The following is a 15,632-nucleotide window of genomic DNA, read 5'->3' on the forward strand; positions in this document are numbered from 1 at the left end:
CTTGAACTTGGTGTCGTATTTGGACATGAAAAACCCCCAGAGGTTGGATCGATGTCCAACTTCTGGGGGTCAGTTCACACGGGGCGCCTTTTTTATGATGCGACTGTGACCGGGTAAGTGGCCCGTCGCGCAAGCATCAGAAGCGGTATTCGAGCGTCGCCGAATAAATCTTCGTGTCGATTTTATAGTCGCTGTGGTGCTTGATGTAGTAGTAGTCGAAGTTGCCGCTCACGCTCCAGTGGCGGTCGATGTCCCAACCCAGGCCAACACCGCCGTACCAGTTCAGCGCTTCCTGCGAGTCGGCATAGTGGCCGCTGCCCGGTCCCTGGCTATCGATGTCGGTACGGGCATTGAGTTTCCACTGGAAACCGCCGATGCGGGCCGACATGAAGACGTTGCGGGTGAAGTTGAAATGGCCGTTCAGACCCAGCGTTTCGCCGTCCGCGCTCAGCTTGGCGTGTTCGGTGTAGCCGTAGCTATATGGACTGCCGCCGTAGGTGTACTGCCCCTTGACGCTGCCCAGGTCGGTGTAGCCCAGCTCGACGCCGATGAACTGGACGCGATAACCCACGTTGACGATGTAGGCGCTACCACTTTCGCTGCCAGACAGGCCTTGGGCGTTGGCATTGTAATGGGCGTGGCCGGCGCTGCCGTTGATGAACCAGCCAGTCATATCCTTGGCCTGTGCCGAAACGGTCGTCATCAGTCCGGCCGCCATGGCCATCGCGCAAAACATTTTCTTGTTCATGAAGTATGTCCTTATGAGAGAAGTCTCCTGCTACCGCCCTGGCACGGTCAGATACCAGGGCGAAAAGCGCGCGCATTCTAACTAAAAATTCACGTTTTGTTTGGCGCAGAAAAAAAGAGGGCGCCCTGGGGCGCCCTCCTGCGACATTACAACGACGCGGATGGATCAGAAGCGGTATTCGGCACTCACCGAATACACGTTGGTGCTCAGGTCCAGGTGATCCTTCTTGGCGTGGTAGTAGTCATAGTTCAAGCCCAGGCTCCAGTTCGGGTTGAAGTCATAGCCGAAGCCCACGCCACCGTACCAGTCAGTCTTGTCCACGCTCTTGCGCAGCGGGTTGTCGTCATTGCTGACGCCATGGCCCTTCCATCCATAGACGCCGGTGCGTGCACTGACGTACCAGTTCGGGTTGATGTTGAAGTGGCCATTCACGCCGGCGGTCCAGCCGTGCAGTTCGGACTTGGTGTCGTTGATCACGTTCTTGTTGTTGAACGCGTTCTTGACGTGGATGTTGCCCAGGTCGTTGTAACCGGCCTCGAAACCAATGGCGACCGAGGGGTTGACCGCCCAGCGATAGCCGAAGTTGCCGTCATAACCCGTGGTGTGGTCATTGTAGTGGCCATGGTCGAGCTTGGCCTGACCCACACTGCCATTGATGAACCAGCCGTCGTGGGCCGTGTTGCCCGGGTTGGCGCTCATGGTCTGAGCAAAAGTGGCCGGAGCCATGGCCAGGGCGGCCGAACCGATAGCGATAGCAAGGATGGTCTTTTTCATGGTGTTACTCCTTCATTCGAAGGTTGCGGGGTAAGCAACGCCCCTTGACCGCTTTTTGGGGCAGCCTTCAGGACGTTTTCGGGGAACTTTCAGGGCGCCGTCAGAAGCGGTATTCGGCGCTCATGGTGTAAGCGTTGGTATCCAGGCGAACCGCGTCATCGGTGCCCTTGTAGTGGTCGTAATTGACGCCAAGGCTCCAGTCGCGATCCACGTTGTAGCCCACGCCAACGCCGGCGTAGTAGTTGGTATGCGTGACATCGCGACGATAGCGGGTGCCGGGGTAACGGTCGGTCAAGCCGCTGGCCTGGGCACGGAAGGCACCGCCGCGCCATTCGGCATACCAGCGCGGGCTGATGTTGTAGCGAAAGTCCACGCCGGCGGTAGCGCCGCGCAGCTGCGACCGTCCTGAACCGGTCACCCGGTCGGCGTAGCGCGCGTGCGGATCGAGAATGCCCAGATACTGGTAACCCACCTCCAGGCCCAAGGAGGTGTGCGGGTTCACTTCGAAGCGATAGCCAGCCTTCAGGCCACCGGTGGTGTCGCCATCGTTGTACGGGCCCTTGCTGACGCGTGCCTGGCCGGCGTCGGCGCTGACGTACCAGCCGGTCTGAGCGGTGTGCGGCGAGGTAGTGTCCTGGGCCATCACCGAGCCGGCGGCCAGGCCTGCGGACACCAGCGAGAGCACAATCAGGGTCTTTCTCATGAGGACTGCTCCTTCTTATTGTTTCGGCGGTGGGGGAGGCCGCCGTACTCAACTGCTCATGAGCCGATGTATCTCGGCTTCGGGACGTTAGATGGGGCTGCTTCCAAAAAGATCCAATACCCGTGAGTACAGTATTAAGACCTGGTTAACCTGTGTGAATTGCGATGTGAACGTTATGCATCGCAGATATGCCCCGGCGACGACAGATTCACCGTGATGGGCGACAATAGAGAGATCGATTCCTTTCAAGAGCTTCAGGGAGACACACGATGCCGACTCGCCGCGAACTCGCCAATGCCATCCGCGCACTGTCCATGGACGCCGTCCAGGCCGCCAATATCGGCCATCCGGGCATGCCCATGGGCATGGCTGATATCGCCGAGGTGCTGTGGAACGACGCGCTGCGCCACAACCCCGCCAACCCGTACTGGGCCAATCGCGATCGCTTCGTGCTCTCCAACGGTCACGGTTCCATGCTGCAGTACGCGGCCATGCATCTGAGCGGCTACGACCTGCCGATGGAGCAGATCAAGCAGTTCCGTCAGCTGCATTCGAAGACCGCCGGTCATCCGGAGCGCTCGGAACTGCCGGGTGTGGAAGCGACCACCGGTCCGCTGGGTCAGGGCCTGGCCAATTGCGTGGGTCTGGCGCTGGCTGAAAAGGTGCTGGCCGAGCGCTTCAACAAGCCCGGTTTCGACATTGTCGATCACCACACTTACGTGTTTGCCGGCGATGGCTGCCTGATGGAGGGCATCTCGCACGAGGCCGCCTCGCTGGCCGGTACCTTCAAGCTGGGCAAGCTGATCACGTTCTATGACGACAACGGCATCTCCATCGATGGCGAGGTCAAGGACTGGTTCACCGACAACACGCCCGAACGTTTCCAGGCTTACGGCTGGCACGTGATCCGCGATGTCGACGGTCATGATGCGGGCGCGGTGGCCAAGGCCATTGCCGAGGCCCGTGCCGAGACCGAGCGTCCGACGTTGATCTGCTGCCGCACCATCATCGGTTTCGGCGCGCCCCACAAGCAGGGCACGGGTGGCGTGCACGGCTCGCCGCTCGGCGAGGAAGAAGTGGCTGCCGCGCGCAAGGAGCTGGGCTGGAACTATCCGCCGTTCGAGATTCCCGACGAGATCTACAAGGGTTGGGATGCGCGCGAAGCCGGCGCCGAGGCCGAGTCCAAGTGGAACAGCCTGTTCGACGCCTACGCCGAGAAGCATCCGCAGCTGGCGGCCGAGTTCAAGCGCCGCCAGGCCCAGCAGCTGCCGGAAGGCTGGCACGAGAAGGCCCGCGCCGTTATCGCCAAGTTCCAGAAGGAAGGCCCGGAAGTGGCCTCGCGCAAGGCTTCGCAGATGGCGCTGGACGAGTTCGGCCCGCTGCTGCCGGAAATGATCGGTGGCTCGGCGGATCTTGCGCCGTCCAACCTGACCATCTGGAAGGGGTCGCATGCGGTCGGCGAAGGCGGCGAGCACGTCAACTACGTGCATTACGGTGTGCGCGAATTCGGCATGAGCGCGATTGCCAATGGCCTGGCGCTGCATGGCGATTTCATCGCCTACGACGCCACCTTCCTGGTGTTTTCCGATTACGCACGCAACGCGGTGCGCATGAGCGCGCTGAATCCGGCCAAGGTCATCCACGTCTACACGCATGACTCCATTGGTCTGGGCGAGGATGGCCCGACCCACCAGCCGGTCGAGCATCTGCCGAGCCTGCGCTACATCCCCGACAACCACGTCTGGCGTCCCTGCGATGCGGTGGAAACGGCGGTGTCCTGGAAGATGGCCATCGAGCGCGAGCACAAGCCTTCGTGCCTGGTGTTCTCCCGTCAGGGTTTGCCGCACCAGCAGCGCAACGACGAGCAGCTGGCCAACATCGAGAAGGGCGGCTATGTGCTTTCCGAGCCGGAGAGCGGCAAGTTCCAGGCCATTCTGATCGCCACCGGTTCCGAGGTCGGCCTGGCCATGGACAGCATGCGCCACCTGGCCGACAAGGGCGTGGCGGTACGTGTGGTCTCGATGCCGTGCGCGGAAGTGTTCGATGCGCAGTCGCCGGAATACCGTGAATCGGTGCTGCCGGGCTGGTGCCGCGCACGCGTGGCGGTGGAAGCGGCGTTCGCCGATTACTGGCGCAAGTATGTCGGCCTGGATGGCGAAGTGATCGGTATGACCACCTTCGGTGCCTCGGCACCGGGCAAGGAGCTGTTCCCGTACTTCGGCTTCACCGTGGAAAAGGTCGCCGACGCGGTAGAGCGCGTGATCGACTAAGGCGAAGTCACCGGGGCGATGCGGCATCGTTCGCATCGCCCCGGTCGCTTGAGAAAAGGCCGGTGCCCTTGCGGAGCGCCGGCCTTTTCTTTGCGTCACGCGTTGAAGGCCGTCAGGCGGTCAGTTCGCCGATCACCGTGTCCAGTGCGTTCTGCCAGTCGGGCAGGGTGATATCGAAGTTGCGCTCTAGCTTGTGCGTGTCGAGAACGGACCACGCCGGCCGCGTGGCCTTGGTCGGAAACGCCGAGGAATCCACCGCCACCACTTCCGGCGCTCGCTCGATCAGGCCGGCCGCCGCCGCGCGCTGCATGATGGCGCGTGCAAAACCGTACCAGGTGGTCTGCCCGGCGGCGACCAGGTGATAAGTACCGGCAAGTGCGGCGCGATCATCTGCGGCCAGCCAGCGTTGAAGTACCTGCGCGGTGACATCGGCTATCAGGCGTGCCGGCGTCGGCGTGCCATGCTGGTCATCGACCACGGTTAGACGGTCGCGCTCGCCAGCCAGGCGAAGCATGGTGCGCAGAAAATTGTGACCGTGCGCGGCATACACCCAGGCGGTGCGCAAAATCAGGTGCTCGGCGCCGCTGTTGCGTAGCGCCTGCTCACCGGCCAGCTTGCTGCGCCCATAGGCACCCAGGGGAGCGACCGCATCGCCCTCGCGCCACCGTTGTCGCGACTGGCCGTCAAAGACGTAATCGGTGGAATAGTGCAACACGGGTACTGCGTGCTGCGAGGCCCATTGACCCATCGCGGCCAGTGCCTCGCCATTGATGATGTGCGCCAGTGCCTCTTCGTCTTCGGCGCGGTCCACCGCTGTGTAGGCGGCAGCATTGACGATGACATCCGGTGCGGCTGCCTCAAGCGCGGCAGGCAGCGAAGCAGGCTGGGCAAGGTCGGCCTGGATACCTCCCGGCTCACCGTCGATGCGGCCGTCACGGCTGGCAGCAAGCACCGTGCCCAGAGAAGCCAGGGCGCGTCGCAGCTCGCGGCCAACCTGACCGTTGGCGCCCAGCACCAGCAGTTTCATGCCTTGTCGTCCGGCAAGTAAATCGGCAGGCGCTCGGCTTCGACGTCGGCCAGCAGCGGGGCTACTTCATCCTTGGCCGAAAGCTGCGGCGCACTGACCGGCCAGTCGATACCGATCGCCGCATCGTTCCAGCGCACGCCGGCATCGGCCTGGGCGTCATACAGCGCGGTGCACTGGTAGGTGAAGGTGGCATGCTCGGAAAGCACGCAAAAGCCATGCGCGAAGCCTTCCGGTACCCAGAAATGGCGCTTGTTCTCGGCCGACAGCACCGCCGCGGTCCAGCGGCCAAAGGTCGGCGAGCCACGGCGGATGTCGACGGCGACATCGTAGACCTCGCCTTCCAGCACGCTGACAAACTTGCCCTGGGGATTGGGCCACTGATAGTGCAGGCCGCGCAGCACGCCGCGCGCCGAGCGCGAGACGTTGGATTGCACGAATCGCGCGTCGATGCCGGCTTCGTCAAAGCGCGCCTGGTTGTAGCTTTCGTAGAAAAAGCCGCGTTCGTCGCCGAATACCTTCGGTTCGATGATCCGTACACCCGGAAGGCTGGTCTCGATCACCTTCATCGCGCCACCTTGCCCTGCCGGGCCAGACGCTGCAGATAGGTGCCATAGCCGGTTTTGGCCAGCGGCTTGGCCAACCGGTTCAGTTGCTCGGCATCGATCCAGCCATTGAGAAAGGCGATCTCCTCAGGGCAGCACACCTTCAGTCCCTGGCGATTTTCGATGGTCTCGATGTAATTGGCCGCCTGCACCAGTGAATCGTGGGTGCCGGTATCCAGCCAGGCGTAGCCGCGGCCCAGCTGCTCCAGCATCAGCGTGCCCTGCTCAAGGTAGATCCGGTTGAGGTCGGTGATTTCCAGCTCGCCTCGTGGTGAGGGTTTCAGGCTGGCGGCGTAATCGACCACCTGCTTGTCGTAGAAGTACAGCCCGGTCACCGCGTAGTTGGACTTGGGTTCGGCAGGCTTTTCCTCGATGCCGACGACGCGACCCTCGGCATCGAAGTCAGCCACGCCATAGCGCTCGGGATCATTGACCCAGTAACCGAACACCGTGGCGCCATGCTCGCGCTCCGCCGCGCGACGCATCATCGCGGTCAGACCATGGCCGTAGAAGAGGTTGTCACCCAGCACCAGGCAACACGGATCGCCGGCAATGAACTGCTTGCCGATCAAGAAGGCCTGCGCCAGACCATCGGGGGAAGGCTGCACGGCGTAGTGGATATTGAGGCCCCACTGCGAGCCATCGCCCAGCAGACGCTCGAACAGCGCCTGCTCATGCGGGGTGTTGATAATCAGGATGTCGCGGATGCCAGCCAGCATCAGCGTGGCCAGCGGGTAATAGATCATCGGCTTGTCATACACCGGCAGCAGCTGTTTGCTGACCGCCTGGGTGATCGGATACAGCCGTGTGCCGGAGCCGCCGGCGAGGATGATGCCTTTGGTCGTCGTCATCGCAATGGGTCCTGTCAGTCGTGGCCGCCGAGGCGTTCCATGCGGTAGCTGCCGTCGAGCACGCGTTGCACCCACGGTTGATGGTCCAGATACCAGTCCACCGTACGCGCCATGCCGCTGTCGAAGCTCTCGCGCGGCGACCATCCCAGCTCGCGTGACAGCTTGCTGGCATCGATGGCATAGCGACGGTCGTGTCCGGGACGGTCCTTGACGAAGGTGATCAGCGACTCGCGTGGCTTGTCGCTTGGCAGCGGCTGGCGCGCATCGAGCAGGGCGCAGATGGTCTTGACCACGGTGAGGTTTTCGCGCTCGGCATTGCCGCCAACATTGTAGGTTTCACCGACACGGCCGGCGTCCAGCACGCGGGCAATGGCCTGGCAGTGATCCTCCACGAACAGCCAGTCACGCACGTTCCTGCCGTCGCCATAGACCGGCAGTGCCTCGCCAGCCAGCGCCTTCTGGATCACCAGCGGGATCAGCTTTTCCGGAAACTGGTACGGTCCGTAGTTGTTCGAGCAATTGGTGGTCAGTACCGGCAGCCCGTAGGTGTGATGAAAAGCGCGCACCAGGTGATCGGACGAGGCCTTGGAGGCCGAATACGGCGAGTTCGGCGCGTACGGCGTGGTCTCGGTGAACATGCCCTGGTCGCCGAGCGATCCGTAGACCTCGTCGGTGGAAACGTGCAGAAACCGGAACGCGTCGGCCGTCTGCCCCTCAAGACCACGCCAATAGTCGCGTGCGCATTCGAGCAGGGCCAGCGTGCCAACCACATTGGTTTCGATGAAGGTCGCAGGGCCGTCGATGGAGCGGTCCACATGTGATTCGGCGGCGAAATTGATGATCGCATCCGGGCGGTGCTCGGCCAGCAGCTTGGCTACCAGCCCACGGTCGCCGATATCGCCCTGCACGAAGATATGCGCAGTGTTGTCCCTCAGCGAAGCCAGTGTGTCCGGATTGCCGGCATAGGTCAGCTTGTCCAGATTGACCACGCGATGGCCGGCGGCCACCGCCTGCAGCACGAAATTGCCGCCGATGAAGCCGGCACCGCCGGTGACGAGTAGGGTTTGCATCCGTTTCTTGGCTTCCCTTTTGAAGCTGGGCCCCGGGTGGGCGAAGAGATCGATAAGACTATGCCACGTCGGTCATGTCGACGAGTTGACGCAGCGTGTGGGCCTGGTCGATGACCTGGCTGGCGCCGGCCAGACGCAATTCCTCAGTGGAGCCGAAGCCCCAGCTGACGCCAACGGCACGCACCTGATTGGCGACGGCGCCCTCCATGTCATAGCGCCGGTCGCCGACCATCAGGGTGTCTTCGGCGGTGCTGTCCAGCGCCTGCATGGCCAGCGCAATTTTCTCGGCCTTGCCATGATCGGCGCTGTCCGGATGGGTGCCGTCGACGCGCGAAAAGCACGCGCCGAACGGTAGGTGCGCGATGATGCGCTCGGCCTCATCCTGGGTCTTGGCGGTGACCACGGCCAGCGTGTGGCCATCGCCATGCAGGGCGGTAACGGTTTCGGCGATGCCGGGGTAGACCTCGTGCTGGTGCCAGCCGCACTGCTGGAAATGCTCACGGTAGCGGCGCACCGCTTCCTCCGTGCGTTCGGGCGCGTCGCCCAGCACCTGCGGAAAACTTACCCGCAGCGGTGGGCCGATCCAGCTTCGCAGTTGCGATTCGGGTGGCACCGGCTCGCCCATGCCGTTCAGGGCATGGGCGATGCAGGCGAATATGCCACGCTGCGAATCGATCAGCGTGCCGTCCAGGTCGAACAGGATCAGCATCAGCTGGCCGAGCGTGCCTGGAGCGCGGCCACGGCGGGCAGTTGCTTGCCTTCCACAAACTCCAGGAAGGCGCCGCCGCCGGTGGAAATGTAGGACACCTTGTCGGCGATGCCGTACTTGTCCACCGCCGCCAGCGTGTCACCACCGCCAGCAATGGAGAAGGCATCGGAACCGGCAATGGCGTGCGCCAGAGCTTCGGTGCCCTTGCCGAAGGCGTCGAACTCGAACACGCCGACCGGGCCGTTCCAGATGACCGTGCCGGCCTCGGCGATCAGCGCGCCGTAGCGTTCGGCAGTCTTCGGACCGATATCCAGAATCATCTCGTTGTCGCCGACCTTGTCGACGGCGCGGATGCTGGCCGGGGCGTTGGCAGAAAACTCCGGCGCCACCACCACATCTTCGGGGATCGGCACCTCGGCACCGCGCGCCTTGGCCGCGTCGATGATCTTGCGTGCCGCGTCCAGCAGGTCCTTTTCGACCAGCGAACGGCCGACGTTGTGGCCCATGGCGGCAATGAAGGTGTTGGCAATACCGCCGCCGACAATCAGCTGGTCCACCTTGCCGGTGAGTGTCTCCAGCAATTCCAGCTTGGTCGAGACCTTGGAGCCGCCAACAATGGCCAGCATCGGTCGACGCGGCGTTTGCAGCGCCTTGCCCAGCGCGTCCAGCTCGGCCCACAGCAGGGGACCGGCGGCGGCCATCGGGGCGAAGCGGATCACGCCGTGGGTCGAGGCCTGGGCGCGATGCGCGGTGCCGAACGCGTCCATCACGAAGATGTCGCACAGCGCGGCATACTTCTTGGCCAGGGCCTCGTCGTCGGCCTTCTCGCCCGGGTTCATGCGGCAGTTTTCCAGCAGCACCACTTCGCCTTCGTCCGCTTCGACGCCGTCCAGGTAGTCGCGCTCCAGGCGCACCTTGGCCGACAGCGCCTGGCCCAGCCACTCGGCGACCGGCGCCAGAGAATCGCTCTCGTTGAATTCACCCTCGGTGGGGCGACCCAGGTGCGCCATCACCAGCACGCGGGCACCGGCATCACGCGCCGCCCTGATGGTGGGCAGTGCGGCATCCAGGCGCTGGGTGGAAGTGATCTTCCCGTCCTTGATCGGCACGTTCAGGTCTTCACGGATCAGTACGCGCTTGCCGCGCAGCTCCAGGTCGCTCATGCGGGTGATCGGCACGGGTAGGGTCCTCTTGAAAAGCCAAATTAAAGGGTAGGGCGCGGGCCACATCGGGCCGTGGCCCGCGTCAAGCGCCTTATTGTCCGCGCCGCCGCGCAGGCGATGCAAATGCCTGGCTGGCATTGATGCCATGGCTGGGCCTAACCTTGGGCGCCTTCACGTACCGGAGTTGCCCATGTCCTCGGACCGCATTCTTTATGGCTATTGGCGTTCCAGCGCGTCGTATCGCGTCCGCATCGCGCTGAACCTCAAGCAACTGGCCTACGAATCGCGCGCCGTGCATCTGGTGCGCGATGGTGGCGAACAGCATCGAGACGACTACACCGCGATGAATCCGCAGGCACTGGTGCCGACCCTGGTCGATGGCCAGTCGACGCTGACCCAGTCGCTGGCCATCTGCGAATACCTGGACGAGGCCTACCCGCAGACGCCGGCCTTGTTGCCCCAAGGGGCCGTCGAGCGGGCCCACGTGCGCGCACTGGCTCAGCTGGTCGCTTGCGACACCGCGCCGGTCGGCAACCTGCGGGTGCTGCAGTATCTGGGCAACGAGCTGGGTCAGGATCAGGCTGGCAAGGCGGCCTGGAGCCGGCACTGGATTGAGGTCGGCTTCGATGCCATGGAGGCCTGGCTTGCGCGTCGCGCCGAAGAGGCGCGCTTTTGCGCCGGTTCCGCGCCCGGGCTGGCTGATGTGTGCCTGGTGCCGCAGGTGTACAACGCGCACCGCTGGGGCGTGGAGATGGCGCGCTATCCGCGCATTGCCGCGGTGCATGCGGCCTGCCAGTCGCTGGAGGCATTCAAATTGGCCGTCCCTGAGGCGCAGCCGGATGCGCCGGCCCCGGAGGCATGACCGGCGCCGGCGTGCTTCAACCTCGGATCAGAACGAGCCCAGACCGTAGGGATCGGCGGCCTCGGCCTCGGTGCCGCCTTCGGCCAGACGGATCCTGAGCGCCAGGCCATCGCGTGAGTCGGCCTTGGAGAGAGCCTCTTCCAGCTCGATCTTGCCGTCCTTGTACAGCTTGTACAGGGACTGATCGAAGGTCTGCATGCCCTCCTGCAGGCTGCGTTCCATCGCCTCCTTGATCTCGTGGATCTGACCGCGGCGGATCATGTCGCGGATCAGCGGGGTGTTCAGCAGAATTTCCGTGGCCGGCAGGCGGCGCCCGTCCTTGCCGGTCACCAGGCGCTGGCTGATCACCGCGCGCAGGTTCAGCGCCAGGTTCATCAGCACGTTCTTGTGCGCCGATTCGGGGAAGAAGTTGAGGATGCGCTCCAGCGTCTGGTCGGCATTGTTCGAATGCAGCGTGGCCAGGCACAGGTGGCCTGTTTCCGAGAAGGAAATGGCCGCCTCCATGGTATCGGTGTTGCGAATTTCGCCGATCAGGATCACGTCCGGCGCCTCGCGCATGGCGTTGCGCAGCGCCTCCTGATAGCTGTGCGTGTCCAGCCCCACCTCGCGCTGGTTGACGATGGACTTGCGATGCCGGTGAAGAAACTCGATCGGGTCCTCGATGGTGAGGATGTGTCCGGAGCTGTTCTGGTTGCGATGATCGATCATCGCCGCCAGCGTGGTCGACTTGCCCGAGCCGGTGGCGCCTACGACCAGGATCAGCCCGCGCGGCTCCATGATCAGGTCCTTGAACAGCGCCGGCAGGCGCAACTGTTCAATGCTGGGAATGTCGCTCTTGATGGCGCGGATCACCATGCCCACCTCGCCGCGCTGCTTGAACACGTTGACGCGGAAGCGGCCCGAACCCTTTACCGCCAGCGCCATGTTCAGCTCGAGGTCGCGCTCGAACTGCGGCACCTGCCCCTCGTCCATCAGCGAGTAGGCGATTTTCTTGACCATGCCGTTGGGCAGGCCGGTATTGCCGAGGGGATAGAGCTTGCCCTCGACCTTGATGTTCACAGGGGCGCCTGTGGTCAGGAACATGTCCGACGCACCCTTGTCGACCATCAGCTTGAGGAAGTAACCGATATCCATCTGGCAGCCGTATTGTGGGTTCAGTTTGTGGTGATAGATTGTGCGTGCTCAGAATAGAGCCAATATGTTGCAAAGGTCACGTTTCATGCCCTCTTGTTCTATTTCGTCCCGACGCGGCCAGTCTTTAGCGCGCATGGCCGGTTTGGCGCTGGCCCTCTCGCTGTTGGCCGCCTGTGCCAGCACGCCGCCCCCCACCGACGCCATCAACCGGGCGCAGTCGATGCTGGATGCGGCCAAGCAGGCCGGCGCCGCCGATTACGACCCGGTGGACCTGGATTTCGCCGGCAAGAAGTTCGACCAGGCCCAGGCCGCCATGGCGCAGAACGATTACGGTCAGGCGCACGACCTGGCCGAAGAGTCGGTGGCCGACAGCCAGCTGGCGATGACCAAGTCACAGCTGGCCAGCGTACGCGACAAGGTGAAGAAGGCCGCCGCCGAAAATGCGCGCCTGCGCCAGCAGCTGCTGGAAAAACAGCAGGCCAGCCAGAGCGCTGCGTCAGCGCCGGCGGCTCAGGACAACTCACAGAACAGTGACGGCACCGAACTGCCGCAGCAGGTATTGCCCATGCCCAGCGCGCCGGCGCCGGCCAGCAGCGCGGGCCAGACCACGGGAGGCGGACAATGAAGCGCACATCACTTGCTCTGGGCATGGCCCTGGCGCTGGGCGCCGGCTTCGTTCACGCCGAACAGAATGATCTTGACTACCAGCGCCTGACCACGTCGCTGAACCAGCTCTCGCAGGACGCCACGCTGGGTCAGTACGCGCAGGCCGAGCGCGCACTGGCGCGTGAAGCCGTGCAGCGCCTGCCGCAGGCCAGCCGCAGCGAGCGTGCCCACGTGCTGTACATGGCCGAGCGCCGCGTCGATCAGGCCAAGGCGGCCGCCCAGCTGGACGCCGCCCAGCATCGTCTGAACGTGCTCAATCGCGAGCACGACCGCATTCTGCTGCAGGCCAGTCGCCAGGAAGCGGCGGCCACGCGACAGGCTCTGGATCGTGCGCGCATGCAGAACCAGATGGCGATGGAAGAAACACAGCGCCTGCAGGCCCAGGGCGAGCAGTACTCGCAGGCTGCCGAGCAGGCGCGTACCGAGGCGGCCCAGGCCAAGCAGCTGGCCCAGGCGCAGTCACGCGCCGCCGCTGCGGCCCGCCATCAGGCCGATCTGGCGGAAAAAGCGGCCATCGCCATGCGTCAGCGCCTGGAAAGCATGACCGCGCACCAGGGTGCCAAGGGCATGCAGATGACGCTGGAGGGTGACGTCTTCGGCTCCGGTCAGGCCAGCATGAAACCCGAGGCGCGCCAGCATCTGGGCAAGTTGCTGCAGTTCGTGCGTTCCAAGCCCAACAAGCACATCCGCATCGAGGGGCATACCGATTCCAGCGGTAGTGCGCAGGCCAACCAGCAGTTGTCGCTGCAGCGCGCTCGCTCGGTACGCGATGCCATGGTGGCCGCGGGTATCAGCCCCTCGCGCATCAGCACGGTAGGAGAGGGCGAATCCAATCCGGTGGCCTCCAACAGCACTGCTTCAGGGCGTGCCAAGAATCGCCGCGTGGTGGTCATTCTCACCGACAAGTGATTCGGGTTGGCGTCATAAGTGGCTGGAATTTAACCACTATTTGACGTTTTCGCTGGCGCTTGCGCACGTCGGAAGGCCGGAGTAGGGTCTGTAAGTCCGTGGAGCCATTCCGCTTCACGGACGGCCGGTAGACACATGCGCACCACCACTTTTTTCAACATGAACGCCGCATCCGGAAGCTCCGGGTGCGGCGTTTGCGTATGTGCAAGTCCCCACCAAACCGGCGCCGAGCCGGCCGTCGCGGTGCCGTCCACACGAGGAGGTCGAACCATGTTCGAGAACCAGCATGACGATGTGGAAGCGTTCATGAAGAAGGACGCCGAGTTTCGCCGCCTGTACCACCACCACCGCGAGCTCGACAGCAAGGTGCACGACGCCGAACTGGGTGTGTTGCCGATGGACGCGCGAACTTTGGGCCTGATGAAGCGCGAGAAACTTCAGGCCAAGCATCGTCTGCTCGAGATGTGGGGCAGTCGGCGCGCCGGCGTGCACTGACCCTAAGCACACCTCCATGATGCCCTCGCCCGCTTATTGAAGACGGCCAGGGTCACCTCGGGGCGCGGCCATGCCGCGCCCCGAATCGTTTCAGGTGCCCCTTACGGACAGGGGCTGCCCGATATCGGCCCGCATCGGGTCAGCTTGCGTCCACCCACGAGGCCGGTCACGCGCGTTATGATGCCCGGCCGACCCCTGTGCGATCAGCCGGCAGGAAGGCGATCACGCTGCATGATCGCCATCACCTGACGATCGCCCCAGCTTGGAGTGCCGCATGAGTGTTCAGTCCAGTGTTCTCGATTTGATCGGCCATACGCCGATGGTCCGTGTTTCGCACCTCGACACGGGGCCGTGCGAGCTGTATCTGAAGCTGGAGAACATGAATCCCGGCGGTTCCATCAAGGATCGCATCGGCCTGTCGATGATCGAAGGCGCCGAACGGGCTGGCAAGATCAAGCCTGGTGACACCCTGGTCGAGGGCACCGCCGGCAACACCGGCATCGGCCTGGCATTGGTGGCCCAGGCCAAGGGCTACAAGCTGATCCTGGTGGTGCCGGACAAGATGAGCCGCGAGAAGATCTTCAATCTCAAGGCGATGGGTGCCGAAGTGCGGCTGACCCGCTCGGATGTGGCCAAGGGCCATCCGGAGTACTACCAGGACATGGCCGCGCGCATCGCCGAGGAAACCCCGGGCGCGTTCTTCATCAACCAGTTCGGCAATCCAGACAATCCAGCTGCCCACGAGGCCACCACCGGGCCGGAAATCCTTGAGCAGATGGACGGACGGCTGGATGCGGTGGTCTTCGGTTGCGGCTCGTCGGGCACCATGACCGGACTGTCGCGTTACTTTGCCAAGGCCTCGCCGGCCACCGAGCTGGTCCTGGCCGATCCGGTCGGCTCGATTCTTTCCGAATACATCAACGAAGGCACACTGAGCGACAAGTCCGCCAGCTGGCTGGTCGAGGGCATCGGCGAGGACTTCCTGCCCAGCATCAGCGACTTCTCGCGGGTCAAGAAAGCCTATGCCATCGCCGACAAGGAGAGCTTCCTGGCCGCGCGCGAGCTGCTGGAAAAAGAGGGCATTCTTGGCGGTTCGTCCAGCGGCACGTTGCTGGCCGCCGCGCTGCGCTACTGCCGCGAGCAGACCGAGCCCAAGCGCGTGGTGTCGCTGGTGTGCGATACCGGCAACAAGTACCTGTCCAAGCTGTACAACGACTACTGGATGCTGGACAACGGCTTTATCGAGCGCGAGCAGTACAACGACCTGCGCGACCTGATCCTGCGTCCGTACACCCAGCGCGACACCATCGTGGTCGGCCCCAACGAACTGCTGATGACCGCCTACACGCGCATGAAGCTGTACGACGTCTCGCAGCTGCCGGTGATGGATGGCGATCGCATCGTCGGCATCCTGGACGAGTCGGATCTGCTGCTGCACGTGCACGGCGACGAGGCGCGCTTTCGCGAGCCGGTGTCCAGCGCCATGGTCACCGAGCTGTCCTATCTGGACGTGAAATCGCCGATCGACGCGCTGATGCCGGTATTCGATCGCGGCCACGTTGCCATCGTCATGGACGGCGAGCGCTTTCTGGGCTTGATCACGCGCATTGATCTGCTCAACTATCTGCGCCGCAAGGTGCACTGACGGC

At 63.6% G+C, this 15,632-nt stretch carries 16 protein-coding genes; 6 read left to right on the top strand and 10 right to left on the bottom strand.

Annotated elements, in window-relative coordinates; translation table 11 throughout:
* Positions 1 to 136 precede the first annotated feature (136 nt).
* The 3 genes from HBF24_RS16945 to HBF24_RS16955 all read right to left on the bottom strand — a co-directional run bounded on the left by HBF24_RS16945 (position 137) and on the right by HBF24_RS16955 (position 2,225).
* Positions 137 to 748, bottom strand: coding sequence for an outer membrane beta-barrel protein (locus HBF24_RS16945; RefSeq protein WP_167175797.1), 612 nt, complete (start codon positions 746 to 748; stop codon positions 137 to 139).
* 165 nt (positions 749 to 913) lie between these two features.
* A complete protein-coding gene (locus tag HBF24_RS16950; RefSeq protein ID WP_167175800.1) occupies positions 914 to 1,522 on the bottom strand; it encodes a porin family protein in 609 nt (202 codons plus the stop codon).
* A gap of 100 nt (positions 1,523 to 1,622) precedes the next feature.
* Positions 1,623 to 2,225, bottom strand: a complete 603-nt coding sequence (locus tag HBF24_RS16955) for a porin family protein (RefSeq protein WP_167175803.1) — start codon at positions 2,223 to 2,225, stop codon at positions 1,623 to 1,625.
* A gap of 269 nt (positions 2,226 to 2,494) precedes the next feature.
* On the opposite strand from HBF24_RS16955, the gene tkt reads away from it, so the two are divergent.
* Complete coding sequence (gene tkt, locus HBF24_RS16960) at positions 2,495 to 4,495, top strand: transketolase (RefSeq protein ID WP_167175805.1); 2,001 nt, start codon at positions 2,495 to 2,497, stop codon at positions 4,493 to 4,495.
* Between the two features lie 112 nt (positions 4,496 to 4,607).
* On the opposite strand, the gene rfbD is transcribed toward tkt, so the two are convergent.
* Genes rfbD through HBF24_RS16990 form a run of 6 tightly spaced genes read right to left on the bottom strand, consistent with a single transcriptional unit; the run spans position 4,608 to position 9,932 of the window.
* Entirely contained in the window at positions 4,608 to 5,522 is a 915-nt protein-coding gene (rfbD, locus tag HBF24_RS16965; RefSeq protein ID WP_167175807.1) for a dTDP-4-dehydrorhamnose reductase, read from the bottom strand.
* Complete coding sequence (rfbC, locus tag HBF24_RS16970) at positions 5,519 to 6,088, bottom strand: dTDP-4-dehydrorhamnose 3,5-epimerase (RefSeq protein ID WP_167175810.1); 570 nt, start codon at positions 6,086 to 6,088, stop codon at positions 5,519 to 5,521. Before rfbC ends, rfbD begins: the two co-directional genes overlap by 4 nt.
* Positions 6,085 to 6,975 (bottom strand): glucose-1-phosphate thymidylyltransferase RfbA, encoded by an 891-nt coding sequence (gene rfbA / locus HBF24_RS16975; protein WP_167175812.1) that lies wholly within the window; start codon positions 6,973 to 6,975, stop codon positions 6,085 to 6,087. The genes rfbC and rfbA overlap by 4 nt, the downstream gene beginning before the upstream one ends.
* A 14-nt stretch (positions 6,976 to 6,989) precedes the next feature.
* Positions 6,990 to 8,045, bottom strand: a complete 1,056-nt coding sequence (rfbB, locus tag HBF24_RS16980) for a dTDP-glucose 4,6-dehydratase (protein WP_167175814.1) — start codon at positions 8,043 to 8,045, stop codon at positions 6,990 to 6,992.
* A gap of 58 nt (positions 8,046 to 8,103) precedes the next feature.
* Positions 8,104 to 8,754, bottom strand: a complete 651-nt coding sequence (locus HBF24_RS16985) for an HAD hydrolase-like protein (RefSeq protein ID WP_167175816.1) — start codon at positions 8,752 to 8,754, stop codon at positions 8,104 to 8,106.
* Positions 8,754 to 9,932 (bottom strand): phosphoglycerate kinase, encoded by a 1,179-nt coding sequence (locus tag HBF24_RS16990; protein WP_167175819.1) that lies wholly within the window; start codon positions 9,930 to 9,932, stop codon positions 8,754 to 8,756. The genes HBF24_RS16985 and HBF24_RS16990 overlap by 1 nt, the downstream gene beginning before the upstream one ends.
* A gap of 175 nt (positions 9,933 to 10,107) precedes the next feature.
* Between HBF24_RS16990 and maiA the strand changes: the two genes are divergently transcribed.
* Positions 10,108 to 10,779 carry a maleylacetoacetate isomerase gene (gene maiA, locus HBF24_RS16995; protein ID WP_167175822.1) on the top strand — a complete coding sequence of 224 codons (672 nt, stop codon included), beginning with the start codon at positions 10,108 to 10,110 and terminating at the stop codon, positions 10,777 to 10,779.
* Positions 10,780 to 10,806: 27 nt separating this feature from the next.
* Here the strand turns inward: maiA and HBF24_RS17000 are convergent, their stop codons facing one another.
* Positions 10,807 to 11,913 carry a PilT/PilU family type 4a pilus ATPase gene (locus HBF24_RS17000; RefSeq protein ID WP_167175825.1) on the bottom strand — a complete coding sequence of 369 codons (1,107 nt, stop codon included), beginning with the start codon at positions 11,911 to 11,913 and terminating at the stop codon, positions 10,807 to 10,809.
* An 85-nt stretch (positions 11,914 to 11,998) separates the two neighbouring features.
* On the opposite strand from HBF24_RS17000, the gene HBF24_RS17005 reads away from it, so the two are divergent.
* The 4 genes from HBF24_RS17005 (at position 11,999) to HBF24_RS17020 (ending at position 15,628) form a co-directional block, all read left to right on the top strand.
* Complete coding sequence (locus HBF24_RS17005; RefSeq protein WP_167175828.1) at positions 11,999 to 12,538, top strand: DUF4398 domain-containing protein; 540 nt, start codon at positions 11,999 to 12,001, stop codon at positions 12,536 to 12,538.
* The gene (locus tag HBF24_RS17010) at positions 12,535 to 13,488 is read left to right on the top strand and encodes an OmpA family protein (RefSeq protein ID WP_167175832.1); all 954 of its coding nucleotides are present in this window, start codon (positions 12,535 to 12,537) and stop codon (positions 13,486 to 13,488) included. The genes HBF24_RS17005 and HBF24_RS17010 overlap by 4 nt, the downstream gene beginning before the upstream one ends.
* A gap of 270 nt (positions 13,489 to 13,758) precedes the next feature.
* Positions 13,759 to 13,983, top strand: a complete 225-nt coding sequence (locus HBF24_RS17015) for a DUF465 domain-containing protein (RefSeq protein ID WP_167175834.1) — start codon at positions 13,759 to 13,761, stop codon at positions 13,981 to 13,983.
* A gap of 274 nt (positions 13,984 to 14,257) precedes the next feature.
* Positions 14,258 to 15,628 carry a pyridoxal-phosphate dependent enzyme gene (locus HBF24_RS17020; RefSeq protein ID WP_167175837.1) on the top strand — a complete coding sequence of 457 codons (1,371 nt, stop codon included), beginning with the start codon at positions 14,258 to 14,260 and terminating at the stop codon, positions 15,626 to 15,628.
* Positions 15,629 to 15,632 lie beyond the last annotated feature (4 nt).

Origin of the sequence: Oleiagrimonas sp. C23AA (assembly GCF_011759385.1) — a bacterium.
Classification (GTDB): domain Bacteria; phylum Pseudomonadota; class Gammaproteobacteria; order Xanthomonadales; family Rhodanobacteraceae; genus Oleiagrimonas.

Coding starts and splice junctions, on each gene's coding strand:
- HBF24_RS17010 (WP_167175832.1), top strand. CDS start 12,535: ATGAAGCGCACATCACTTGCTCTGGGCATGGCCCTGGCGCTGGGCGCC.
- HBF24_RS17000 (WP_167175825.1), bottom strand. CDS start 11,913: ATGGATATCGGTTACTTCCTCAAGCTGATGGTCGACAAGGGTGCGTCG.
- HBF24_RS17005 (WP_167175828.1), top strand. CDS start 11,999: ATGCCCTCTTGTTCTATTTCGTCCCGACGCGGCCAGTCTTTAGCGCGC.
- HBF24_RS17015 (WP_167175834.1), top strand. CDS start 13,759: ATGTTCGAGAACCAGCATGACGATGTGGAAGCGTTCATGAAGAAGGAC.
- tkt (WP_167175805.1), top strand. CDS start 2,495: ATGCCGACTCGCCGCGAACTCGCCAATGCCATCCGCGCACTGTCCATG.
- HBF24_RS17020 (WP_167175837.1), top strand. CDS start 14,258: ATGAGTGTTCAGTCCAGTGTTCTCGATTTGATCGGCCATACGCCGATG.
- HBF24_RS16985 (WP_167175816.1), bottom strand. CDS start 8,754: ATGCTGATCCTGTTCGACCTGGACGGCACGCTGATCGATTCGCAGCGT.
- HBF24_RS16955 (WP_167175803.1), bottom strand. CDS start 2,225: ATGAGAAAGACCCTGATTGTGCTCTCGCTGGTGTCCGCAGGCCTGGCC.
- rfbB (WP_167175814.1), bottom strand. CDS start 8,045: ATGCAAACCCTACTCGTCACCGGCGGTGCCGGCTTCATCGGCGGCAAT.
- maiA (WP_167175822.1), top strand. CDS start 10,108: ATGTCCTCGGACCGCATTCTTTATGGCTATTGGCGTTCCAGCGCGTCG.
- HBF24_RS16950 (WP_167175800.1), bottom strand. CDS start 1,522: ATGAAAAAGACCATCCTTGCTATCGCTATCGGTTCGGCCGCCCTGGCC.
- HBF24_RS16945 (WP_167175797.1), bottom strand. CDS start 748: ATGAACAAGAAAATGTTTTGCGCGATGGCCATGGCGGCCGGACTGATG.
- rfbA (WP_167175812.1), bottom strand. CDS start 6,975: ATGACGACGACCAAAGGCATCATCCTCGCCGGCGGCTCCGGCACACGG.
- rfbC (WP_167175810.1), bottom strand. CDS start 6,088: ATGAAGGTGATCGAGACCAGCCTTCCGGGTGTACGGATCATCGAACCG.
- rfbD (WP_167175807.1), bottom strand. CDS start 5,522: ATGAAACTGCTGGTGCTGGGCGCCAACGGTCAGGTTGGCCGCGAGCTG.